Source organism: Desulfofundulus sp. JL263-se, assembly GCF_056316025.1.
In genome coordinates this window covers 1367859-1391455 of record NZ_CM149993.1, presented here as the reverse complement: position 1 = coordinate 1391455, position 23597 = coordinate 1367859, and the positions used below count along the sequence as shown (strand labels likewise).

The 23597-nt window shown below is 46.0% G+C and carries 23 protein-coding genes and 1 riboswitch; of the genes, 2 read left to right on the top strand and 21 right to left on the bottom strand.

The window, feature by feature from the left end; translation table 11 throughout:
- Nucleotides 1–72: 72 nt before the first annotated feature.
- Entirely contained in the window at nucleotides 73–264 is a 192-nt protein-coding gene (rpmB, locus tag ACX4JR_RS07045) for a 50S ribosomal protein L28 (RefSeq protein ID WP_476060307.1), read from the top strand.
- Nucleotides 265–370: 106 nt separating this feature from the next.
- Here the strand turns inward: rpmB and yfcE are convergent, their stop codons facing one another.
- The 11 genes from yfcE to ACX4JR_RS06990 all read right to left on the bottom strand — a co-directional run bounded on the left by yfcE (nucleotide 371) and on the right by ACX4JR_RS06990 (nucleotide 10944).
- The gene (yfcE, locus tag ACX4JR_RS07040) at nucleotides 371–937 is read right to left on the bottom strand and encodes a phosphodiesterase (RefSeq protein ID WP_476060306.1); all 567 of its coding nucleotides are present in this window, start codon (nucleotides 935–937) and stop codon (nucleotides 371–373) included.
- A 53-nt stretch (nucleotides 938–990) separates the two neighbouring features.
- A complete protein-coding gene (locus ACX4JR_RS07035; RefSeq protein ID WP_476060305.1) occupies nucleotides 991–2034 on the bottom strand; it encodes a nicotinate phosphoribosyltransferase in 1044 nt (347 codons plus the stop codon).
- Nucleotides 2035–2126: 92 nt separating this feature from the next.
- Nucleotides 2127–2597, bottom strand: a complete 471-nt coding sequence (gene ribH / locus ACX4JR_RS07030; protein ID WP_476060304.1) for a 6,7-dimethyl-8-ribityllumazine synthase — start codon at nucleotides 2595–2597, stop codon at nucleotides 2127–2129.
- A 71-nt stretch (nucleotides 2598–2668) separates the two neighbouring features.
- Nucleotides 2669–3883, bottom strand: a complete 1215-nt coding sequence (locus ACX4JR_RS07025; RefSeq protein ID WP_476060303.1) for a bifunctional 3,4-dihydroxy-2-butanone-4-phosphate synthase/GTP cyclohydrolase II — start codon at nucleotides 3881–3883, stop codon at nucleotides 2669–2671.
- Nucleotides 3884–3936: 53 nt separating this feature from the next.
- Nucleotides 3937–4593, bottom strand: a complete 657-nt coding sequence (locus tag ACX4JR_RS07020; RefSeq protein WP_476060302.1) for a riboflavin synthase — start codon at nucleotides 4591–4593, stop codon at nucleotides 3937–3939.
- 163 nt (nucleotides 4594–4756) lie between these two features.
- Nucleotides 4757–5851: a bifunctional diaminohydroxyphosphoribosylaminopyrimidine deaminase/5-amino-6-(5-phosphoribosylamino)uracil reductase RibD gene (ribD, locus tag ACX4JR_RS07015; protein WP_476060301.1), complete on the bottom strand. Its 1095-nt coding sequence runs from the start codon at nucleotides 5849–5851 to the stop codon at nucleotides 4757–4759.
- 91 nt (nucleotides 5852–5942) lie between these two features.
- Nucleotides 5943–6072, bottom strand: a riboswitch (FMN riboswitch).
- 343 nt (nucleotides 6073–6415) lie between these two features.
- On the bottom strand, nucleotides 6416–7357 hold the full coding sequence (locus tag ACX4JR_RS07010; protein WP_476060300.1) for an ABC transporter substrate-binding protein: 942 nt from the start codon (nucleotides 7355–7357) through the stop codon (nucleotides 6416–6418).
- A gap of 77 nt (nucleotides 7358–7434) precedes the next feature.
- Nucleotides 7435–8160, bottom strand: coding sequence for an ABC transporter permease (locus ACX4JR_RS07005; protein WP_476060299.1), 726 nt, complete (start codon nucleotides 8158–8160; stop codon nucleotides 7435–7437).
- Entirely contained in the window at nucleotides 8150–9265 is a 1116-nt protein-coding gene (locus ACX4JR_RS07000; protein ID WP_476060298.1) for a betaine/proline/choline family ABC transporter ATP-binding protein, read from the bottom strand. Before ACX4JR_RS07000 ends, ACX4JR_RS07005 begins: the two co-directional genes overlap by 11 nt.
- A gap of 13 nt (nucleotides 9266–9278) precedes the next feature.
- Entirely contained in the window at nucleotides 9279–9914 is a 636-nt protein-coding gene (locus ACX4JR_RS06995; protein ID WP_476060297.1) for an ABC transporter permease, read from the bottom strand.
- 328 nt (nucleotides 9915–10242) lie between these two features.
- Nucleotides 10243–10944 carry a hypothetical protein gene (locus ACX4JR_RS06990; RefSeq protein ID WP_476060296.1) on the bottom strand — a complete coding sequence of 234 codons (702 nt, stop codon included), beginning with the start codon at nucleotides 10942–10944 and terminating at the stop codon, nucleotides 10243–10245.
- Nucleotides 10945–11297: 353 nt separating this feature from the next.
- Between ACX4JR_RS06990 and ACX4JR_RS06985 the strand changes: the two genes are divergently transcribed.
- On the top strand, nucleotides 11298–13244 hold the full coding sequence (locus ACX4JR_RS06985; protein WP_476060295.1) for an acetate--CoA ligase: 1947 nt from the start codon (nucleotides 11298–11300) through the stop codon (nucleotides 13242–13244).
- A gap of 287 nt (nucleotides 13245–13531) precedes the next feature.
- Here ACX4JR_RS06985 and ACX4JR_RS06980 read toward each other — a convergent pair whose 3' ends face one another.
- The 10 genes from ACX4JR_RS06980 to ACX4JR_RS06935 all read right to left on the bottom strand — a co-directional run bounded on the left by ACX4JR_RS06980 (nucleotide 13532) and on the right by ACX4JR_RS06935 (nucleotide 23519).
- A complete protein-coding gene (locus ACX4JR_RS06980) occupies nucleotides 13532–14239 on the bottom strand; it encodes a TrkA C-terminal domain-containing protein (protein WP_476060294.1) in 708 nt (235 codons plus the stop codon).
- A 52-nt stretch (nucleotides 14240–14291) separates the two neighbouring features.
- Complete coding sequence (locus ACX4JR_RS06975; RefSeq protein WP_476060293.1) at nucleotides 14292–16010, bottom strand: ABC-ATPase domain-containing protein; 1719 nt, start codon at nucleotides 16008–16010, stop codon at nucleotides 14292–14294.
- A gap of 204 nt (nucleotides 16011–16214) precedes the next feature.
- A complete protein-coding gene (locus ACX4JR_RS06970) occupies nucleotides 16215–16334 on the bottom strand; it encodes an RCKP-type rubredoxin-like domain-containing protein (RefSeq protein ID WP_476060292.1) in 120 nt (39 codons plus the stop codon).
- A gap of 4 nt (nucleotides 16335–16338) precedes the next feature.
- Nucleotides 16339–17007: a ribulose-phosphate 3-epimerase gene (gene rpe / locus ACX4JR_RS06965; protein WP_476060291.1), complete on the bottom strand. Its 669-nt coding sequence runs from the start codon at nucleotides 17005–17007 to the stop codon at nucleotides 16339–16341.
- A 1-nt stretch (nucleotide 17008) separates the two neighbouring features.
- The gene (gene rsgA, locus ACX4JR_RS06960) at nucleotides 17009–17878 is read right to left on the bottom strand and encodes a ribosome small subunit-dependent GTPase A (RefSeq protein ID WP_476060290.1); all 870 of its coding nucleotides are present in this window, start codon (nucleotides 17876–17878) and stop codon (nucleotides 17009–17011) included.
- A 77-nt stretch (nucleotides 17879–17955) separates the two neighbouring features.
- Nucleotides 17956–19833, bottom strand: coding sequence for a Stk1 family PASTA domain-containing Ser/Thr kinase (gene pknB, locus ACX4JR_RS06955; protein ID WP_476060289.1), 1878 nt, complete (start codon nucleotides 19831–19833; stop codon nucleotides 17956–17958).
- A gap of 3 nt (nucleotides 19834–19836) precedes the next feature.
- Nucleotides 19837–21243: a peptidoglycan D,D-transpeptidase FtsI family protein gene (locus ACX4JR_RS06950; protein ID WP_476060288.1), complete on the bottom strand. Its 1407-nt coding sequence runs from the start codon at nucleotides 21241–21243 to the stop codon at nucleotides 19837–19839.
- The gene (locus tag ACX4JR_RS06945; protein ID WP_476060287.1) at nucleotides 21240–22517 is read right to left on the bottom strand and encodes an FtsW/RodA/SpoVE family cell cycle protein; all 1278 of its coding nucleotides are present in this window, start codon (nucleotides 22515–22517) and stop codon (nucleotides 21240–21242) included. The genes ACX4JR_RS06950 and ACX4JR_RS06945 overlap by 4 nt, the downstream gene beginning before the upstream one ends.
- 2 nt (nucleotides 22518–22519) lie before the next feature.
- Nucleotides 22520–23200: a Stp1/IreP family PP2C-type Ser/Thr phosphatase gene (locus ACX4JR_RS06940; protein WP_476060286.1), complete on the bottom strand. Its 681-nt coding sequence runs from the start codon at nucleotides 23198–23200 to the stop codon at nucleotides 22520–22522.
- The gene (locus ACX4JR_RS06935; RefSeq protein WP_476060285.1) at nucleotides 23187–23519 is read right to left on the bottom strand and encodes an FHA domain-containing protein; all 333 of its coding nucleotides are present in this window, start codon (nucleotides 23517–23519) and stop codon (nucleotides 23187–23189) included. The genes ACX4JR_RS06940 and ACX4JR_RS06935 overlap by 14 nt, the downstream gene beginning before the upstream one ends.
- Nucleotides 23520–23597 lie beyond the last annotated feature (78 nt).

The following is a 23597-nucleotide window of genomic DNA, read 5'->3' as shown; positions in this document are numbered from 1 at the left end:
TGACTTAATTTGCTTGCACTCTAAGTGTTATTTTGGTAAATTATAAAGTGTGTTTAAAGGAGGTGCTTAATAATGGCCAGGAGATGCACAATTTGTGGGAAAGGTGTACAAACCGGAATGAAAGTCAGCCACTCTAACATTCGCACCAAGCGTAAGTGGGCTCCCAATCTTCAAAGGGTAAAAGCCATTGTAAACGGCTCGCCGAAAAGGATTCTGGTTTGCACCCGTTGCCTGCGCAGCGGCAAAGTTCAAAGAGCCATATAAAGTCATTAAAGTTTAAAAAACGGCTTTAAGCCGTTTTTTATATTCCCGCCTGAAATATTCCCGCCTGAAAGCCGGTATGTTTTAAGAAACTACCGGCTTTCGCCATTCACAGGGTCTCTTCAGCCAAAATCGCCCCTTTATAAGCATCTATAATCTTGATACGCCCATTTTCAAATAAAGCCACGCTTGGAATTCCATCCCCTTTTGGCAAGGAAGGGCTGCCGGGATTTAAAAATATAACAGAATCACTTTTTTCCAATACCCTCTCATGGGTGTGTCCCGAAATGAAAAGGTTCACCCTATACCGTCTTGCCATTTCGAGCATTTGCTGTCTATCTAGACCGGTACCGTGATGCACCATTATACGGCAGCTCCCCAATTGGGTAAAAAGATATGGTGTTTGGAGGGGAAAATTTAAAAGAAGTTGATCAACATCAGCGTCACAATTCCCCCGGGCAAACAATATGGGCGCCTTGCTTGAATTGAACAATTCGGCCAAAGCCTGCGGATTGTATCCTTCCGGCAGAGGATTGCGCGGACCATGGTAAAGTACGTCCCCTGCGTGCAGTACCAAGCTAACATTTTTAAAATATGTATTCCAAACGTGCTCACAGACTTTGGCACCACCATGGGTATCACTGATAATACCCAGGCAAAGTTGATTATATCCCATAAACCAACCCCTCCAAAAACTGCCTCTATGATTTTTACGATATGGGTGATTGATTATATCAATTTTTGCAAACGCGGTACATTAGTCCTTCCGGGAACACGCCCTCTCTTGGCCACGGGTTTCCCCTTTACTTCCTTTATATCCATGGTCATATCGATGGGAGGAGCGCCGGATATAAAGCTACCCACACCAAAAGAATCGGCCCCGGCATCTACAAGTGCAGGTATACGAGCGGGGGTTACCCCGCCGGAAACAAAAATCTTAACGTGGTTAAATCCAGCCAGGTCAAGGCGCGCCCTGATTTCCCTAACCAGGCCGGGAGTGACTCCGCCGCGCTCGCTGGCGGTATCCAATCTCACTCCCTCAAGTTTTTCCCGCAGAGCTTCCCCCAGGCGCAAAGATTCCTCAGCTTCATCCTTAAAGGTATCAACCAGCATGATAACCGGTGAGTCCGGCGGCATAATTTCCACATAGGCTTCCGCTGCTTTTAAAGTATCACCGACGATTAATATAACAGCATGAGGAATGGTCCCCCGGGGCTCCATACCTGCCAACTTAGCCCCGAGTATACAGCTGGCGCCATCTGCCCCACCAATAATGGCGGCCCTTTCCATTACCGGGGCCACGGCAGGGTGTACGTGACGGGCCCCAAAACATAACACAGGTTTATCCCCGGCCACGTCTTTGCACTGCCTGGCTGCAGTGGCCCAGCCGCTGGAACTGGCCAGGATCCCCAGAATTGCCGTCTCATAAATGCCAAAGACATCGTAAGGGCCGGAAATTTGCATAACCACTTCCTTAGCGTCGAAAAACTCGCCCTCTGGAAGGGCATATACTTCTATAGGGAGATTAGCCAATAAATTTTTCACTTCTTCCGTTCCTGCCATAAGCCCGGGTTTCCCCGGAAATATTTCCGCCACCACAGGGGTTTGAGCCAAGTTTATTTTATTTAATATTTCCCGGGTTTTTACAAAATATATATCAGTGGTCCACCCGCTGAGAATTTCCTCATGATTTGCAGAGAAAAGCCTTCCTTTGGGCGATGGTTTAAATTCCTTAACTTCTTTAAGATTTTGGACAGTTTTTCGTTGGGACATTGCAATCTCCTTTCCGCGAACGGCAGGCCGTTTGCAATAATATTACCATAAAATTTTGCCATAAAAACTCAGTCCTTGGCAAGACAATAGTTTTATGATCCCACCGTTCGCATTAAGTTGGCCATTTCTATGGCCGTGACTGCAGCATCCCACCCCTTGTTCCCCGCTTTGGTTCCAGCCCTCTCAATGGCTTGCTCAAGGGTGTCGGCTGTAATAATACCAAAAATTACCGGAACGCCCGTATCCATTCCTGCTTTAGCAATGCCCTTAGAAACTTCAGCCGCTACATAATCAAAATGGGGGGTAGCCCCTCTGATAACTGAACCGAGGCAGATTACAGCATCATACTTATTTGACTGGGCAAGCTTTTTTGCTATTACAGGAATTTCAAAGGCTCCGGGAACCCAAACAATTTCTATATTTTCGTCGGCAACCCCGTGGCGATTGAGAGAATCAAGGGCCCCGCTTAATAATTTACTGGTAATAAACTCATTAAAACGACTTACAACCAGGGCCAATTTTAATCCCTGTCCTATAAGGTGACCTTCAAAAACTTTAGGCAAATCAATCTCTCCCTTAATACTTTTTTACATCTATTATCTCTATTTTATAGTTCATGGATACCGGCCTTACATTACTTTTCCACGATAGTTAACAAATGTCCTAACTTTTTCTTCTTTGTACTTAAGTAAAAACGGTTTTTCTCCCCTGGGGAAACTTCAATAGGTACCCTATCTACTACCTTCAGCCCGTGACCCTCAAGCCCGGCTATTTTTCGCGGGTTATTGGTCATTAAACGTATTTTGGTCAGCCCCAGGTCCACCAGAATCTGTGCCCCAATGCCGTAATCCCGCAGGTCAGCCGGAAATCCCAGTAACTCATTGGCTTCAACGGTATCCTTGCCCTCATCTTGCAATTTATAAGCTCTGATTTTATTTAAAAGGCCAATTCCCCTGCCTTCCTGCCGCATGTAAAGGAGTACCCCCACCCCTTCTTCATCAATCATTTTAAGGGCGGTGGCCAGCTGATCTCCACAATCGCAGCGCAAAGAGCCGAAAACATCACCTGTAAGGCATTCAGAGTGCACCCTTACCAGGGGCGCTTCCTTGGACTGCAAATCGCCCTTTACCAGTGCTAAATGGCCCTTACGATCAAGAATGCTTTCGTAGGCAATCGCAACAAACTCACCATACTTTGTGGGAAGCTGGGCAGAATCTATCTTTCTAATTAACTTTTCAGTTCGGCGTCTGTATTCAATGAGATCCGCAATAGTAATAATCTTCAAATTATGCCTGGCACAAAATTTAATAAGCTCAGGAACACGGGCCATTGTACCGTCTTCTTTCATAATTTCACAAATAACACCCGCCGGATACATTCCGGCCAGCTTGGCCAGGTCCACTGCTGCCTCCGTATGCCCTGCCCGGCGCAATACCCCGCCTTCCTTGGCACGTAAAGGGAAAATATGCCCCGGACGCCTCAAATCTTCCGGAGCAGTGGCCGGGTCAAGTATGGCCTTGACAGTGGCAGCCCTTTCATGGGCGGAAATTCCGGTTTTTGTATCCTTATGATCCACAGAAACCGTAAAGGCAGTAGCATGTGGATCGGTGTTATGAGAAACCATGGCCGGCAGATCCAGCTCATCTAACCTTTCACCTATAATAGGCACACATATAAGCCCCCGCCCATAAGTAGCCATAAAATTAATGGCTTCCGGGGTTACTTTTTCAGCAGCCATAACAAGGTCGCCTTCATTTTCCCTGTCTTCGTCATCTACCACCACTACCATTTTCCCTGCTTTAATATCCTCAATTGCTTCATCAATGGTGTTGAACTTTACTTTACTCACTTGTGCTCATCCCCTTTATGCTCGATAAAATATACCGCTTGGGCGGTATATTTTTAAACAAAACCGTTTTCGATTAAAAGTTCCATGGACACGCCTCGACTGTTCTTATTTATCATTTTGTCCCCGGTGGTCATCAAACGTTCAATATATTTACCTATTATATCGGCCTCCAGGTTAACTGTTTGACCTACTTTTTTATACCCTAACGTGGTAGCACGTGCCGTATGGGGAATCAGGGAGACCGTAAAATTATCTTTGGAAAAATTTACTACCGTGAGACTTGTTCCATCTATGGCCACCGAACCCTTCTTAATGATATATCGCATTACTCCTTCCGGAGCCTTTATGGTTACCAGAGTTGCAATATCAAACCTTTCTTTGTTGATAATGATACCTATCCCGTCAATATGTCCACTGACGAGGTGGCCACCAAGCCTGTCACCCAGGCGAAGGGCTCTTTCAAGATTTACCCGGTCTCCGGGATTTAATGCACCTAAATTAGTTTTAGCCAAGGTTTCAGCCATAACATCCGCTGTAAATGCTTTTCCCTCAAAAGCGGTAACGGTAAGACACACACCGTTTACCGCCACGCTATCTCCAATTTTAAGGTCGTCGAGAATTTTTTCCGCCTCTATGGTAAGGAGGGCGGAATTGGCACCTTTGCGGATAGAGCGAATGGTACCCAATTCTTCAACAAGTCCCGTAAACATTTTTTCACTCCTTGGGGGCCGGTGCTCCCTTTGCGCTTAAGTGCCTCGCGCCGACGGGGCTACGCAATTCACTTGTCAGGAAGTACTACCGGCCCCAACTCGCTAGCTGCATTGGGTTTTTACCGTAAAATAACTTTTTTGCTATCGCGTGCAACATGAATACTTACTTCATAACGTAACCTTCTATTAATATATCTTCACCGCAACGGGAAACTTCCATGCCGCGGAGCTGCAGGGCGTCCTGCAGGTTTTCAATACCCCTGCCCCCCACCGGACCGGGGGCCTCCCCGCCGCCTATTATTTTTGGTGCTATAAACCATACCACCTTGTCTACAAGTCCTTCCGAGAAGAACGACCCGTGAATGCCGGCACCGCCCTCAACCAGTAGACTGGTAATTTCATTCTCTCCAAGCCACCTAAGTAAGCCATGCAAGTTAATCCCCTGCCGGCTACTTTCAAGCCTGACCACATTGGCACCGGCCTCTTCCAATTCCCTAATCCTGCCGGGACTGGCGGCCTCACTTACAATTATATAAGTAGGGGCAGGAGATTTCTGAGTTAGCATTTTGCATTTAGGAGGAGTGCGGGCATAACTGTCGAGAACAATCCGGGCAGGGTCACGCCCTTTTTCACCTGGCAATCTGACGGTCAAAGACGGGTTATCGGCTAAAACCGTACCAATGCCAACCAGAATGGCATCATAGCGGTTTCGAAGCCGGTGAGTTAATTCCCTGGCCGCCGGGCCGGTAATCCACTGGGACTCCCCCGTTCGGGTGGCTATTTTGCCGTCCAGGCTCATGGCAACCTTGGCAACAACAAACGGCAGCTTTGTGGTAATATATTTATTAAAAACCTCATTTAATTTCCGGGAATCTTCTTCCATTACCCCGGTAACGACCTCCAGCCCCGCTTCCTTTAAACGCTTTATCCCCTTGCCTGCCACAAGGGGATTGGGGTCGGTTATAGCTACCACAACCCGCTTTATTCCAGCTTCGATAATTGCCTCTGTACACGGGCCGGTTCTCCCAAAATGACAACAGGGCTCTAAGGTAACATAAAGGGTTGCACCCTCAGCTTTATCTCCCGCATCCCTTATGGCCATAATTTCTGCATGGGGAGCCCCGGCACGGGCATGATAGCCTCGCCCTATTATTTTACCGTCTTTTACTAAAACCGCACCTACCATTGGATTGGGACTGGTACGTCCCAGGGCCTTGGTAGCCAGTTCCAGTGCTATTTTCATGTAATGCTTGTCCATAAAAAACCCGCCTACAATATTTAAAGCCCTGAAGTTCCCTTCAGGGCATAAATAACTATCCGGCATATTGCTGTTGCACAATATGCCCCCGGATAACCTTCTCCCATCCAGACTTTCACTGTCGGCTCCGGACTTTCACCGGATCAACCCCTAAAGGGCTCGCGGGCTTGGCATTTATCCTTACCGCCGGTCAGGACTTTCACCTATCCCCGAAGGTTTTCAAATATTTCGCTTTACTTAGCTTTTATTATAGGTCCTTACAAAAAAAGTGTCAATACAGGCCAATAGCGAAACCCGTTCCAGGTTTTCAAACCTTCCCTGCTTGAAATACCATTAACCTAATTCATCCGGGCTACTATCCACGAAAAGGCTTGAAGGAAGACATGCCTGAAGTTTATAAAATCCTGGACAACTTCTACTGGACTCCTGAGACCGGAGCAGGATACAAACCTTCTCCTTTTTTATTGTTATTGAGCTCAAAAAAGTGGGAACCCGCTTCAGGTTCCCACCATTTGCCATGTCTTAACTGGCAGCCAACTTCTCTCCCGGTAAAAGCCAGTCTCACTAAATTAAGTTATTTTTCTTCAGGAATTGTTCCGCCACTTCAGCGGGCTCCATACCCTCAACGTCAACTTTTCCGTTCAGCTCTATCATGGTCTCGGTATCCAGCTTCCTGGCGATGGGAGCAAGGATTTCCTCAATTTCTGGATATTTATCCAATACTTCCTTGCGCACAACCGGCGCCGGATTGTACACCGGAAAGAATTTCTTATCATCTTCTAAATTAACCAGGTTGAAGGCACCGATTCGGCCATCGGTAGCAAATCCCATGGCAGCGGCAACCTGCCCTTCTTTTAAGGCGCCATAGGTTACTCCCAGATCCATGATCTTAACATCGTCAAACTTAAAGCCGTAAGTTTCCTCCAACTCGGGCAACCCGTCCGGACGTACCGAAAATTCGTGATCAGCTGCAAATACCCACTTATCGATATTGGCCTTCGCACCACCGTTTTCATTTATAACCTTACCCAGATCGCTAATGGTTTTGATACCCAGGGCCTCGGCGTCTGCCTTCCTCATCATAATTGTATACGTATTGTTAAACAGGGCATACGGCAACCATACCAGGTTGTTTCTTTGCAAATCTTCTTCCTTTACCTTTTGATACGCCTCTTCGGAATCAGTTATGGCATTTTCGTGTCCCAGGGCCACCAGCCAGGCTGTTCCGGTGTATTCCCAGTACATGTCAATTTCACCGGACTCCAGGGCCTTACGGGCCACCTCGGTCCCGCCTAGACCGGTGCTGTCCTTCACCTCAAATCCAGCATTTTCCAATGCCTTAATGATAATTTGCCCTAGAATTAGCTGCTCGGTAAATTCCTTGGAACCTACCACAACTTCTTTAGCAGTATTCTCGTCCGGAGAACCTCCTCCACCGCAGCCGGCCACTACGAAGGTTATCAAGCTTAAACAAATGGTAATCGCCAGCCAGCGAAACTTGAGCAAAATTCTCTCACCCCTTACACGTTATTAATTGTTAAACAACCGGGAGGGTTATTTGCTGCCAGAAAACAACCAATTATTTAATCATTTCCAGTAAGTATAACCTCCAATTGGCCCAGGATGTGGTCAAAAAGTATAGCCATAATGGCACTTAAAAAAGCTCCACACAATACCAAAGTATCACGCCTTACCGAGATACCGCTAACAATTAATTCCCCCAGCCCGCCGGCACTGATAAAGGTAGCCAGAGTGGCCGTTCCTACATTGATTACCACTGCCGTACGTATGCCGGCCATAACTACGGGGTAAGCCAAGGGCAACTCTATGCGGGTTAAAATTCGCCAGGGAGTCATACCCATACCCCGGGCTGCTTCTATAATATCGGAAGGTACACTTTTTATCCCCGCATAAGTATTGCGTAGTATAGGCAAAAGGGAATAACACCATAAGGCAAAGACGGCTGTATTAAACCCCAGGCCGAGAATGGTCATGAAAAGAGCTAAAATAGCAAGACTGGGAATGGTCTGGGCTATATTAACCAGATTTTCAATCATCACTCCCACCATGCGAAACTTTGGCCGGCTAATAAGGATGCCTATGGGTATAGCCGCAAGGGCAGCCAAAAGGGAGGATACCAGAACCATTATTATATGCTGTTTAATAGCTGTTAAAACCTGGGGATAAGTAAGCAGGCGTGCTGCCATTGCACTGCCGGGATTTTGTACGAAATAAACAGTTACAGCGGCCCCGCAGCCTATTAAGAATAGCGGGAATAAAAACCAGGCCACCAGCTTTTTATGCTGCATCGTTTTTCACCAGCTCCAACAGGCTCCCTAGAGTAACTATGCCGAAAAAGATATTACCTTTTTTCAAGACCACCACATAACTCTCTCCGTAATTAAGCATTACCGACAAAGCATCATTCAAAGTAGCCCCCTCGTCTACTACGTTTTGAATGGGCTGGTAAACGTCTGCAGCAAATTGGGCCCCTGCTGTCTCCTTAATATCGGCCAGGGAAATTACCCCTTGCATTTTGTTCCTCTCATTTAACACTATGCAAATACCTATTTCACTGGCTTCAATAACTTTTTCCACCTGGTCAAGGGGTGTATCTGTATATACCGTTATATTATTGTCGTTATTTATGACAGCTTCTACCTTTATGAGATGTAACCGTTTTATGGAACGGTTTTTTCCAACCAACTTGGATACAAATTCATCTGCAGGAGAACTTAAGATTTCACCGGGACTGGCATATTGAATTAATCTACCCTTACGCATAACGGCAATTTTATCACCCATTTTAATTGCTTCATCAATGTCATGGGTAACAAATACAATGGTTTTTTTCATCTGTTCCTGGATGCGGAGAAATTCGTTTTGAAGCTTTGCCCGGGTAATGGGATCAACCGCCCCGAAAGGCTCGTCCATGAGCAAAATGGGAGGATCCGCTGCCATGGCTCTGGCCACGCCAACACGCTGGCGCTGTCCTCCACTGAGGTCGGCGGGCTTCCTTTCACGGTAGATATCCGGGTCTAAACCCACCAGCTCAAGCAATTCATCCACACGCCGGCAGATTTTATCGGCAGGCCATTTCTTCTCCCTGGGCACCGTAGCCACATTATTGGCGATGGTCATATGAGGAAACAAACCAATTTCCTGAATTACATAACCAATGTCCAGTCGCAGCTTAATGGGGTTTACTTCAGAAATATCCTTTCCGTTAACATAAATCCTGCCGGAAGTTGGCTGTTCCAGCCTGTTTATCATTTTCATGGTGGTGGTTTTGCCACAACCAGAAGGTCCTACAAGAACACAAACTTCACCCTTTTTAATTTCCATGCTAAGATTATCCACAGCCGGTTCATCCTGACCGGCATATATTTTGGTTACATTTTCAAGTTTTATCACAAACGTCCACTCCTTACTTGGTACTGTAATGATTTTCAGCTATGCGCAGTAAGTAGTCGGCAAGTATCGCCAAAAAAGAAATAATTATGGCACCGGCCAGAATCATATCCCTGTTATAGCGGGATATGCCACGAAAGATTAATTCCCCCAAGCCACCGGCTCCTATGTAAGAAGCAATAGCACCAATACCCACCACCATAACAGTAGCCGTTCTTATACCGGCCATAATAACCGGCAGCGCCAGGGGCAATTTAATCTTCCTTAAAATGGCCCACTCTCCCATTCCCATTCCGCTTGCAGCCTGAAGTATAGCCGGATCAATCTCCTTAATGCCTGTATAGGTATTTCGAACAATGGGAAGCAGAGAATACAGAATCAGCGCTACCACACCGGTTTTAAACCCTATTCCGAAAACAGGGAGTAATAACCCCAAAATAGCCAGGCTGGGAATTGTCATCATAACCTGGCAAACATAAAGGACAATGTATGCAGCAGGCTCATAGTACGTAATGGCAACACCCACAGCAACACCCACTATTATGGCAATAATTACGGAGACGAGGATTAGCATCCCGTGTTCTATTCCTAATTCAACAATAATATCAGACCTGCTGATAAAGAAATTCCAAAGACTGCTTAAACTATCCATTTTTCCTCACCCCCGTCACTTTTTCTCTTCTCCCCCCACCTGTAAGCTTTTTTATGCAAACTTACTCCCAACTTTCCATTTTATCGCCAGTTGTCTCTATGTTATCACAAAATTTTCATCTGGCAACCTAATGAAAAAGAAAGAAAATCAAGAAGAAACAAGAAAAATATGGATTAACCTTTTTCACCGTGAGATTTTTATAATTTGTTAGTTTTTTTATTGATATATGTTGAAAAATAGAAAGGGGCGGGAAAAAAGGAGGAATTAAACATGGAAAACATAAATAGGAGAATTAAGTCACCGGCAGGTATAAAATTCTGCTAAGCCTTTACATCATATCCCGTTTGCTCAGGCTGCTCCGGTATTTATGCAAATCACTGATTATTCCCGGTAAACGCTCAATGGTTGCCTTATGCCGGTAATAATCCTTCTTGTTGAGACATCGTCCCAGACACCCGTACAGGACACTTAAACGCATATGTATAGGGCGGGGTAAGAGTGCAACATCCGCACCCAGTTTATGCCATGCTTCTGTATAAAATAAAGGCCATTCTTCCCTCCCTCGCTTCTGATAAGTACCATTTTCCAATTCATTAACCACCCGGCGATTTTTCTTAAGTTCTTGCAGGAGTTCATCAATAACAAAAAGACGTTTTTCGGTGACTTCCTGCAGGCGGGTTATATGGTAATACCACACCGTAACAATTACTCCGAAAAGTGTTAACAGCCCCCCCAGGGCAGCCTCATTAAAGCCAGTGGCAAATTCATAAGTATTAACATGTTCGCCCAGGGCATCAAAAAGGGCAGGAAACCTGGCGGAAAACCACCGGGAATTGGCCATGATTACAATAAGTTCACGATTTACTGATAGTATAAGCCAAATAATAAAGGGACTGAAAATCACCACCAGAATTAAAAGGCACTTTTTAAAAATTTTAAGCGATTTGTAACAAACCGGACGATCCAGGGCAGTACAGAGCCACTCTATTCCCTTTGAGTAATAGCAGGCAAACTTTTCCTTTTGAAACAAATACCTCACCGCCAAGTCACTTATGCCAAAAATCGTTCCTAATATGAATAATATTTAAATACAAACAGTAATTTATACCTCTCCCTTTTCAAAGAAAACAAAGAAGCAAATAACTGCTTTTATCCCTAAATGGACATTTAGCCGCGGTGAAATGCAAAAATACAATCGTTAATGGCAATTGGCAGCCAAAAGATATTAAAGGCAGTTAACTGCGGTATACAAGCCTATAAGTCTCAAACCAATAATAACTTTTTACACCCTAATTTTTACCCTTCACCTGATAAAACTTTCTAAAAGTACAGGTTTAATGTATTGTATATTTAGAAAATTCAAAAAAGAGGTGATTTTTAAGAATGGCCAAGGAAATGGCTGGCACAGGGTTAATCCCGCCCCATGTAAAAAGTTTTATGAAATGGGCAGAAGAAGATCCTGAAGGTTTTTGGGGAGATGCTGCCAATAAAGCGGCCCACGATATTTACTGGTTTAAAAAGTGGGATAAGGTATTTAAATGGGATTATCCACACTTTGAGTGGTTCGTCGGCGGAAAAACAAACATTTGTTACAACTGCCTCGACTACAACATAGTACGCGGCAGGGCAAACCGGGCTGCCATTGTAGAAGAGTCCGGTGAATCCGGCGAAACGCGGGTGGTCACTTATGCCCAGTTACTTTATTTAGTTAAACAATATGCCGCTGCCCTCCGTGGCTTAGGTGTACAAAAAGGTGACCGGGTGGCAATCTATATGCCCACCAGCATTGATTCGGTTGCCGCCATGCTCGCCTGTGCCAGAATAGGAGCCATTCACGTGGTAATTTTTGCAGGCTTTTCAGCTAATGCGGTGGCCGATAGGATAAGTATTTCTGGCGCCCAGTATGTCCTTTGCCAAGATGAAGGTTCCCGAAGAGGCAAGCCGGTACCCTTAAAGCCTATTGTAGACGAAGCACTTTCCAACTGTCCCCCGGAGCAAATTAAAAAGGTTGTCGTTTTAAGGAAAAATGAAAACAACACACCCCCCATGAAGGAAGGCCGTGACATTTTCTGGGATGAATTCCTGACATTAGGGGGAGGGCAAAGTGACGACTACGAAATAATGGATTCCAATGACCCCCTTTTCCTCTTACCTACTTCAGGGACGACAGCAAAACCAAAGGTTACCGTGCAAAAACACGGTGGCTATCAGATTTACGTTTATTCCATGGGGAAATGGATTTACGGGTTAAAAGAAACCGATGTTTGGTTCTGTACTTCTGACATCGGCTGGATTGTAGGACACAGTTACAACGTTTACGGCCCCCTGTTAACGGGCTGCACCACCATATTATACGAAGGTACACCTGATTACCCCCGGAAAGATATGTGGTGGTCGGTTGCCTCCAAGAACAAGGCTACAGCCCTTTGGCTCTCCCCGACGGGCGTAAGGGCAATGATGAAATTTGGAATTGAACAGGCCCAAAAGCACGATCTTAGCTCCATAGAGCGTATTTTCTGTGCCGGTGAAGTTCTAAACCCGGCAGCCTGGAGCTGGTTACAAGAACAGGTATTTCAAAACAGAATACCTGTTATGGACCACATGTGGCAAACTGAAACTTCAGGGCCCATATTTGCAAATCCCTATGGCCTGGGTATGATTCCCATCAAACCGGGTTCGGCCCATATTCCAGTACCCGGGGTAATTGCCGAGGTAATTGATGATAAGGAAGGGAAACCGGTACCCCCCGGGGAAAAAGGAATTGTGGTAATTAGAAGACCCTTCCCGGGCCTGGTATCAACTCTATGGAATGCTCCTGAAACCTACCTCAAGGAATACTGGGAGCGTATGCCGGCAACTAAAGGCGCATATTATTTGGGCGATGCCGCCTCCATAGACGAAGACGGCTATATATTCTTTGCCGGAAGATCCGATGAGGTTATAAAAATTGCGGCCCACAGAATTGGAACCGTGGAGGTCGAGAGCGCCTTAATTACCCATCCTGCCGTGGTTGAGGCAGGTGTATCAGGTGTTCCCGATGAATTAAAGGGTGAAGTGGCCAGTGCATTTGTCGTTCTTAAAGAAGGTTATGAGCCCTCTGATGAATTGAAAAAAGAATTGATTCAACACATCAGAAATAAAATGGGGGCAATCGTTGTCATGAAAGATATTCAATTTGTTAAATCACTGCCGAAGACCCGTAGCGGTAAAATTATGCGCCGGGTAATGAAGACATTATGGTTGAATAAGGAGTTGGGTGACCTGTCAACCATCGAAGAAGAGGCTTCTGTTGATGAAATTAGAGAAGCAATTAAGAAAATGAAAAGTTAAAATAAAGTTACCCCTTCGACATAATCGAAGGGGTAACTTTATTTTTATACCCTCCCGTGGTTTAGTTTTCATTGCTGTCAACATCTTCGCTAAGAGTCTCCTGCTCCCTTGCTTCCTGCTCTTCCCGGTTCTTCTTGCTATTTAGGGCTTTGGCGCGGCTTTCAAGTTCCTTAAAGCCCATAATCATTCCTCCTTTTTACCGGGTAATGTAACAGGTGGAATACCTGAATTTTGTTGAATATTATTGACAGCAACCTTCATAAATATACATATTATCTTAAAATCCCCTATTTGCCGCTAACTTCACACTTACGGGCATCATTATCACCGTTACTGACTCCTGTGGAATTGATGTTATCATCCTTATCCTCCGGTTCTTTTAATAATTTATGTACCGCATCTTTAACCTCCGGCGGGCCCACTACAAGCAGCACATCACCCTCCTGGATAATGGTGCGGGCATGGGGAGAAACCATTTCTTCACCATTTCGATATACGGCCAGTACTGTAGCCCCTGTGCGGGCGCGAAAGTCAATTTCAGCCAGGGATTTACCAACAACAAGAGAATTGGGTTCTACCGTTATTTCTTCTAATTTTTGTAGTCTACCTGCCATCTTAAAAGTATAATCCAGCAACTGGTTGGTAAGTTTATCGATTTCCGCATTCAAACGCTCCCTTTCCTTCAATAATTGAGAAAGGCGGTCCTGAATGTCCACCAGCACCTGCCGTTGATTGTACTGGGCCAGATATTCTTGAGCTGCTTTAGGGGATTTTACGATAACACCAACCCCCGGCAATACATCCACTATACCCGTCTCCTGGAGTAAAGTCAGGGCCCGGCGAACTGTTTCCGGTGAAACATTATACCTGCCTGCCAGGGTAGACCGGCCCAAAATTTTTTGTCCTACTTTATACTCTCCTCTAACAATGCGTGTAGCTATGTCCACAGCAATAGTAACGTATTTCGCCAGATTGGGGCTCTTAGATTCAAACATTTTATTCGTCTCCTTTTACTGTCTATTTTAACAGTTAATTCTTATCTCTAAATTACGTAAGTTGTTTTATTTTCAAGGTACGCAGTCTATTTATGGCAGCAGCAACTTCTTGCTTTCTGGGCAGGGCATAATTACCCGGGTGCTGCCCGCGAAATGGTGAAATCACATCCAGCCCGTACCTGTCAATATCTTGCAATACTCTATCAATTACCCGAGACAGTGACAATTTGCCGTCCACATAATGCCTGGCCGCATATCTTATAATTTCAGCAATGGCAGCGGTCTGGCTGCTATCTACTAACTGCTCTACGCAGGCCAGGTCAATATTATTTTTACCAAACTGTATATTGCTAAGGCCTTTTGCTTTAACCTTAGCCTTCGGCCCCAGCTGAAAACTTTGCGGCTGGGGTGCCCGTTCCTTTACACCCGTAAAAGCACTTTTCCTTTCAGGCTTGCGGTCATTTTTATGTACCTCGGCGATCTTTTTCGCCTCCACAGTAACGTCCCGGGGCACATAGTTTTGCATCATAATAACACGGTCTGCCACGTCGAAGTAGTCACCTGAACCCCCGACAACAAGAATTGTTGATACATTAAAATTATCAAAAAGCTCGCGAACACGGTCAATGAAAGGAGTAATAGGCTCGTTTTCCTTGGCCACTAAAAGCTGCATACGGCCGTCCCGAATCATGAAATTGGTGGCACTTGTATCCTCATCAAGCAGTAACAAGTGAGTACCCGCCTCCAGGGCCTCTACAATATTAGCGGCCTGGGAAGTACTGCCGCTGGCGTTTTCGGTGGAGAAAGCGGAGGTATCTTGTCCGTGAGGCAGATCGCTTATAAAGGCACTTATATCCACCTCTACAACACTGCGGCCATCTTCGGCCCTGATCTTGACAGCATCTCCAACAGTAACCACCATTTCCCTGCCATCACCCGGAATATGATTATATATTCCCCGCTCAATGGCCCTCAACATAGTTGATTTTCCGTGGTAGCCACCGCCAACTATTAATGTGACGCCGGCCGGCACTCCCATGCCGTAAACCTCTCCCCTATTAGGCAAGTTGAAGGATACTTCCAGTTCCTTTGGAGACTGAAAGGGAATAACCCTTTCGTCCTTTAAAGGCTTATCACTGACACCGCTCTCCCTCGGCAGAATAGCCCCGTTTCCAATAAAGGCCACCAGTCCTTTTTTCGGCAATTCCTGTCGCAGGAAGTCCTGGTCCTCGGCAATTTCCACATGTTCCTTCAAGCGCTTCTGGTCAAGCCTTTTATATATTAAAGAATTTTCCACAACCTTGGGAAGCTCGTCAAAGAAAATAGCCAGGGCCTCCCGGGCCATGACCGTTCTCCCCCGGGCAGGCAGTCCTACAACAAACCTTGCTTCCACGTGATTTTCGTTAACAACCATGGATGTTCGTTCAAGAATTTCCTGCCCACACCTGTCTATGTCAACCATGCCGCTTTTTCCGGTGCCTCTTTGTTTACCTGCCATTTCCCTGGCTGCCCGGGCAAACTGGCGGGTTAAAAAATCTTCCAGGGCAACCTTCCTGGATTTATTTTTAAAAAATTCTCTGGGTATGCCGGCCACCTTTTGTTCAACTGTAACGCGCATGCGGCTAGGGGGAGCAAAAGGGTCGCTTTGCGCATGATCAATATGTAAAGTGTAATTACCAAAGTTATAAGAACCTTGTATTGACTTATAAGCACCATAACCCTTCCCGTCAATGCTAAGAAGTTTTTCCCTGAGCTCGGCGTGTCCTTTCAAAAGGTACCCCCCCTGTACGAAAATTGTAATAATTATTAGTAAAAAATATTTCCCAGTTTTTTATTGCTATTCTTTTCCTTTAAACCCACAATCATTACTTTATTATAAAGTTGTCTCTGCGATTCAGTAGATATTTTCCTGTCCCAATGGACAAAAAAGAGTTGGAACCGGAGGAATTTAATTTCCCGGTTCCAAAACCAGAACTTACTTCTTTTTATCTATCCTTTCGAGCTTCTCCCTGACAGCTCCACAGGATTTACACTTACCGGGCTTACACCGGTTTTCCATCACATGCCCGCACTCCTGGCACTTATAAACCGCCACCCCATCACCTCCTCCGCGCTGATTCCGCTTTTTCACGAATTAATTTAACGGCAGCCGCCGGGTCCTCGACACCAAAAACCGCGGTCCCGGCCACAAGGACATTGGCCCCTGCCCCGGCAACAAGAGAAGCCGTTTCCCCATTTATACCCCCGTCCACCTCTATTTCTGCCCTGGACCCGGCAGCATCGAGCATATTCCTTACCGCAGTAATTTTGGGCACCATTTCTTTTATAAAGGATTGACCCCCGAATCCAGGATTAACCGTCATTACCAATACCAAGTCAGCCAGGGAGAGAACATATTCAATCATTTGTGGCGGAGAAGACGGGTTGATGGCCACGCCGGCTTTTACTCCCCTGTCCTTGATCAGGTTTAAGGTCCGGTGCAGGTGCGGGCATGTTTCCGCATGAACCGTTATGATGTCGGCACCGGCCCTGGCAAATTGGTCAATATATAAATCAGGATGCTCAATCATTAAATGAACATCAAAAACCAATTTACAATTTTTTCTGAGGGCCTGTACGATCATGGGCCCTATGGTTATATTGGGAACAAAATGCCCGTCCATCACATCAATATGCAGGTAGTCCGCTCCGGCCTTTTCCACCCGTTGAATATCGGCAGCCAGGTTGGCAAAGTTTGCAGAAAGAATGGAAGGCGCAATTTTAACCAATTTAATATCTCCTCTCCTGCTGGATAACTTCATTTAACAATACGATGTAATGCTCGTAGCGTTTTGGAACTATCTTTCCCTCTTGAACAGCTTTCTTGACAGCGCAATCGGGCTCCTTGTTATGTAAGCAGCCTGAAAAACGACAGTAAACAGCATGCTTTTGAAAATCAGGAAAATAGCTTACCAGGTTATTACTGCTTAATTCGGGGGGAAGGTAAAGACTTGAAAAGCCGGGCGTATCCACTACCAGCCCGCCATTATCCAATCTAAGAAGTTCCACATGTCGAGTGGTATGCTTTCCCCTTTTCAGTTTGGCACTTATCTCCCCTGTTTTCAAGGAAAAACCTGGCTGAACTGCATTTAAAAGACTTGATTTACCTACCCCCGAGGGCCCGGCAAAAACCGATACCTTATCTTTTAAAATGTTACTTAATTTGTTAATGCCTTTTCCTGTTTTGGCGCTTGTAACAATAACAGTATAACCGACCTTTTTATAGATCTCTGGTTCCTCACTGGCTTGAATCAGGTCAATTTTATTAAAACATATAACCGGCTTTACCCTGGCCACCTCTGCTTGAAGCAGAAACCGGTCAAGCAATAAAAAATTAGGATCCGGCTGCGCCAGACTGAAAACTATAACTGCAAGATCAACATTGGCCACGGGCGGCCTAAAAAGCCGCGTGCGGCGGGGCTCCAGTACCTCAATTACCCCGGTATTTTCATCCTGGGGAATAATGCTTACCCGGTCTCCTACCAGCACCTGTTTTTTATGGCGGCGAAAACGGCCCCGCAGGTAACACCGGTACTCACCTTGTTCAGTCCAAACAAAATAATATCCCCCTAAAGTTTTAAAAACCGTTCCCCTTATCATGTAAATTTCCTTTACTCGGCAACCTCCTCCACAATAAGTTTTTTGTCTACGTATATCTTATAATTGTACTGTGAATATTAATCAAAAGATTTATTAAGAATGAGTTTTTCGTCCACGTATATCCTTATAATTGCTCTTCCCTTATAAGAAATTGTTTTGATAAGCCTGTCACCGTAAACATGGGTATTGGCGTACTCCGTGTGAAGTCCTTCGGCATCTTCTACCACTATTTCTACCTTGTGTTCCCTACCATCATCGGGAATAACATCTGTAATATCCACAGTGGCCTCCCGGGTTCCGGGGCCCGGGCCGCTGCTCAACACAAGTTGAACCTTGGAACCCTCCTTAACTTCAGTTTCTGGTGCCGGTATTTGTTTAACAACCCTGCCGTACGGAACATCAATGCTATTTTCCCAAATTATATTTTCCACTGCCAGGCTGCTGTTGGCCAGTATGGCTTTTGCTTCTTCTTCCTTCTTGCCCCTCACATCGGGAACAATTACCAACCGGGGCTCGGGCCCGAGGCTTATGGTTACCTTAACTTCGCTGCCCTTCTTTACGAAAGTCCCTCCGGAAGGGGCCTGAGCGATTATCCGTCCTTCTTTCACTTTATTATTATATTCCTTTTCTATATCAGGGGCCAGATGCAAGCCCCTTTCCAAAAGGGTCGACATTGCCTCCTCCTCAGTCATGCCGATAAGATTGGGGACTTCTCGCAGGTCCGGGCCCTTGCTTACCGTAAGTTTAATTATTCTGCCCGGTTTAACTGGTGGATCACCGGGGCCTATACTTTGTTTGATAACAATCCCTTCCTTATGCTTATCCGAAAAAACCTCACTGGCCACTTCAACTTTTAAACCTTTGTCCTCAAGAATGGACCGCGCTTCTTCCAAAGGCTTTCCGGTAACATCGGGAACTTTGATATCGGGCGTATTCAAGTACCGGCTGAGGGCCAAAATGGTCCCCGCCAGCAACACCATAAAGACGAGGGGAATACCCACCCAGAGGTAACGCTGCCTCTGCTTGAGCTTGTTTTTATGATTCTTGCCGACAGGCTTCATAACCCGGGTAACCATGTCATCATCCCGGGACAGAATAACAGTTTCTTCCCCCTCACCATTAACAGCCGCTTCCAGTGCCCTGGCCATTTCTTCCGGGTTTTGATAACGATTTTCCGGGTTTTTCTCCAATGCCCGGGCAATCGCCGACGAAAGTGCCACAGGTATGGAAGGATTAATTTCCCGCAGCGGCGGAGGTTCTTCTTGGACGTGTTTCATGGCCACGCCAATGGGCGTATCCCCTTCAAAGGGCAACTTGCCGGTAAGCATTTCGTAAGCCACTATTCCCAGGGAATAAATATCTGAGCGTGGCCCGGCCGGTTCGCCACGGGCTTGCTCCGGGCTAATATAGTGAACTGATCCCATAACTGTATCGGCATAGGTTATGGTTGCAGCCGAAGTTTCCCTGGCAATTCCGAAATCGGTGAGTTTTACCCTGCCGTCACTGGTAATTAATATGTTATGAGGTTTAACATCCCTGTGGACAATGTTATTAGTATGAGCGTGCCGGAGGGCATCGCATACCTGGCGGATTATAGCCACGGCCTGGTAAAGTGGTAGAGGTGCCTCATTTCGAATTATTGTTTTTAAATTTTTACCATCTACGTACTCCATTACCAGGTAGTGGACATCGCCCTCGGTTCCAACATCATGTATGTTAACTATATTGGGGTGGGATAGCCGGGCTACTGCCTGTGCCTCCCTGCGAAAGCGGGCCACAAAGGTCTCGTCGCTGGCATATTCCGAACGTAATACTTTAACGGTAACTACCCTGTCAAGGAAGGTATCCCGGGCCTTATAGACGACGGCCATACCTCCTCCGCCCAGGTGTTCAAGTATTTCATATCTATTTCCAAGTTTTTTACCTATCATTACCTTCACCTCGGTGACAGGCACAACTCAGCCATATATTACCTTACGTATTATTTCCCGGGCTATAGGGGCTGCAACTTCCCCGCCACTGCCCCCGTTCTCAATTATTACAGCCACTACCACCCGGGGATTGGAAAACGGTGCAAAACCCACAAACCAGGCATGATCTTTCCCTGCATTTTCAGCAGTCCCGGTTTTTCCGGCCACCTGTACCCCGGGTATAGAGGCCTGCACTCCCGTGCCGGAGCGTACAACCTCGGCCATATAATCCCGCATAATCCGGGCTGTTTTACGGTCAATGGGGGTTAACCACTTTTCCGGACGGGTTTCTTTTATAGTCTTTCCTGCGGAATTTATAATTTTTTCTATTAATCTGGGGCGCATAATAGTGCCCTCATTGGCCACCGCACTGGCCACAAGGGCCATCTGCATGGGATTGGCCACCACATTTCCTTGTCCTATGGCCGTAGATGCCAGTTCGGATTTGCTCATGGAAAGAGCATCGGGTATCTTTCCGGGATAATAATCAATTGGAAAATCAGGACTTTTGTTAAAACCAAAAGCCTCGGCCATATCAACCAGGGCATGGGCACCTATTTTCAGTCCCAGAAAACCAAAGACAGTATTACAGGATAAAGCAAGTGCCTTTTTCAGGTCAATTTTACCATGCACCCTGTTGTCAGTTAACTTAAACCCCTCCACTGTTAGATAACCGGGACATTCAAAGGTATTTGATGTAACACCGGGATCCTCCTTCAAGACCGCGGCCAGGGTAATCAACTTGAAAACTGAACCAGGAGCGTAAAAACCTTGGGTTGCCCTGTTTAAAAGGGGGGAGCTATCATCCTCCCGAAGGGAAACCATGTCGGCATCTATTTTATTGGGATCAAAAGTGGGACTGCTGGCCAGAGCCAGTATTTTCCCGGTCTTCGGTTCCATGGCAACCAAAGCGCCCCGCTTGCCATCCAATAATTTCATCGCTTTTTCCTGCAGTGAAGCATCGAGGGTTAATTGTAAACTGTTTCCCTCCGGCTTTTTTCCGGTAATTTTAGCAAGGAAATCCCTTAAAGAGGATAAGCTCCCCTCACCCGTTAAAACCCTGGCCATGTTCGCCTCCAGCCCGGCAAGCCCGTACCTGGAGGAACTGTAACCTATTACGTGGGCAAAGTTTCCCCCAAAAGGGTAGCTGCGGAGATTTCTTCCCTGTCCGGTAATGGTTTGAGCCAGTAACTTACCGTTTTTGTCATAAATATTGCCGGCAATTACCTCCTGCCACCGCTCAAGAGTACGAGGATCGGCGGGCCACACCGCCTCCCCGCGCCTGCTCTTACTTTCAATGTGGGAAAGATAAACAGGTAGCAAGCCAATGTAAAGACTGATCAAAACGAAAGAAGCAAGGATCATATAAGCTAACTTGCGTATATTTCTATTCACTGAAAATCACCACTGCGGTGAGAAACATTCATCAGCAGCCCTAAAAGTATAAAATTGGCCACCAAAGAACTACCCCCATAACTTATAAAGGGTAAAGTAATACCGGTTAAGGGTAGAAACTTAACAACACCGGCAATAATAATAAAGGTTTGTAAGCCCAAAATTACCGTTAGCCCAGCGGCCAAAAGAGTGGAAAAATTGTCCCTGGCCTTAATGGCAATTCCAAACCCTCTAAATACCAAGATCATATACAGCAGTATTATACCAATGCCACCCACGATGCCCATTTCTTCGCAGATGGCGGCAAAGATAAAATCAGTATGAACTGCCGGTATAAAATTCGGGTATCCTGCACCGAACCCGCTGCCGAAAATTCCACCGGCATCAATGGCAAGCAAGGATTGAATAATCTGATAGGCAGCACCTGAAATCAATTTTTCCTGCCACGGATTCAGCCATATTTCCACCCGGGTGTATACGTGGGGAAAGGTAATATAAGCCAGAAATCCACCCAACAAAAACAAACTCAATCCAAAGACGACATAAGTTATCCTACCGGTGGCAACATAAACCAGGGCCAGGAAAGTAAAGAAATAAATAACGGCCATTCCCAAGTCCTTTTGAAACAATAACAAAACCAGCGAAATAATCCACATGCCCCAAAGGGGGCCCCAATTCTTGACCGCCGCAAGCCCTTTATCCCTGGTGCCTGCCGTTAAAAGCCCGTGATTTTCCGAAAAGTAAGCAGCTAAAAATAAAACCAATAAAATTTTGACAAATTCCGAAGGCTGCAAGTAAAAAAGCTTAAAGTCAAGCCAGTTACGGGTCCCCCCTACGTCAACGCCGAAATAAATGGGCAAAAGAAGGGCCAGAACACCAATTGCGGGGAAAAAATATTTATACCGCAATACAAGGTAGTAATTCTTATAGAATTCACTTACCCCCAAAAGCATTATCAGGCCTGCCAACAGCCATGCCACTTGCCTTAAGCCATAAAAAATATTGATGCGAAATAAAAAGAAAACTCCTGTAACTGTAAGTACTGCCACTACCGGCAGTAAAAACGGATCGGGACAAAAATCTCGTACTCGCCACATCCAGTGAACAAATAAAAAGCCCGCTACTGAAACCACACCTGCAAAAAGAGCCAGCCATCCGGACTTACCCGGCAATAAAAGGAAAACTAAAAAGCCCCCCGTTAATGCATAAGCTATTGCCACAAGCAATAAGCGAGCTTCCAGATTTCTCTGTTCTAAACAAGCAGGCAAGGCCATAATTATTCCACCGCCACGATAATGAGCGTGATATTATCATTACCTCCGCGGCTTAGAGCTTCCTCTACAATTAAATTCACGGCTATTTCCGGATCCTTGTTCCGGGTAAAATCCATTATTTCCTCATCGGTCAGATATTCAGTTACACCGTCCGTACACATTAATATCACATCATTCGGTGCAAGTTTATACCTCGCAACGTCAACTTCCACCCGGGGAGAAATTCCCAGGGCCCTGGTAAGAATATTTCGGTATGGATGATGCATGGCTTCTTCCGCAGTTATTTGTTGCTGCCGGACCAATTCTTCCACCAGAGAATGGTCCCTGGTCAATCTGTAAATGGAAGCATTACGGATTAAATAACACCGGCTGTCGCCAACGTGAACAACTGTTAAATCCATCCCGTCAAAGTAGCAGGCAGTAATAGTGGTACCCATTCCCCTGTAAGCCGGATTTTTAGAACTCAAGTCATATATTGACTCATTTGCCTTCATAACCGCCTCCCGCAGAGTGGCACCGGGATCCCCTTTCTTGCAGAGAATCTTCTCAACTGTTTCTTCCAGGGATTCTATAGCCTTCTTGCTGGCAACTTCCCCTGCCTGGTGCCCCCCCATTCCGTCGGCCACGGCAAAAAAACCCAGGTCGGCACGTGCACAAAGAAAATCTTCATTAATATCGCGCACCAACCCCACGTGCGTCATTTTGCTCCACCTCATACCCCCACCTCACAAAAGCGAATGTAACATCGCCAATTCGCAACTTATCTCCATCAGCCAGCAACACAGACCCGTACACCCGGGTGCCGTTCAAAAAAGTACCGTTACGGCTATTTAAATCTTCCACCCAGTATTGCCCGCCGCTACTATATATTCGCGCATGATAGCGTGATACCCTGGGATCGGCTATTAAAATTTGATTACCGGGAGCCCTGCCCAAACTTAGCGAATTTCCCACCGGATATGTTTTAGAGAGCGCCAGCCCGCCATCGGTCAAAGTTACCAATTTAGCTTTCGAAGCTACATATCTATTTAAAGTTGGGGAGTCCTTCGGCCTTACAGGGATACTACGGCTAAATTGATT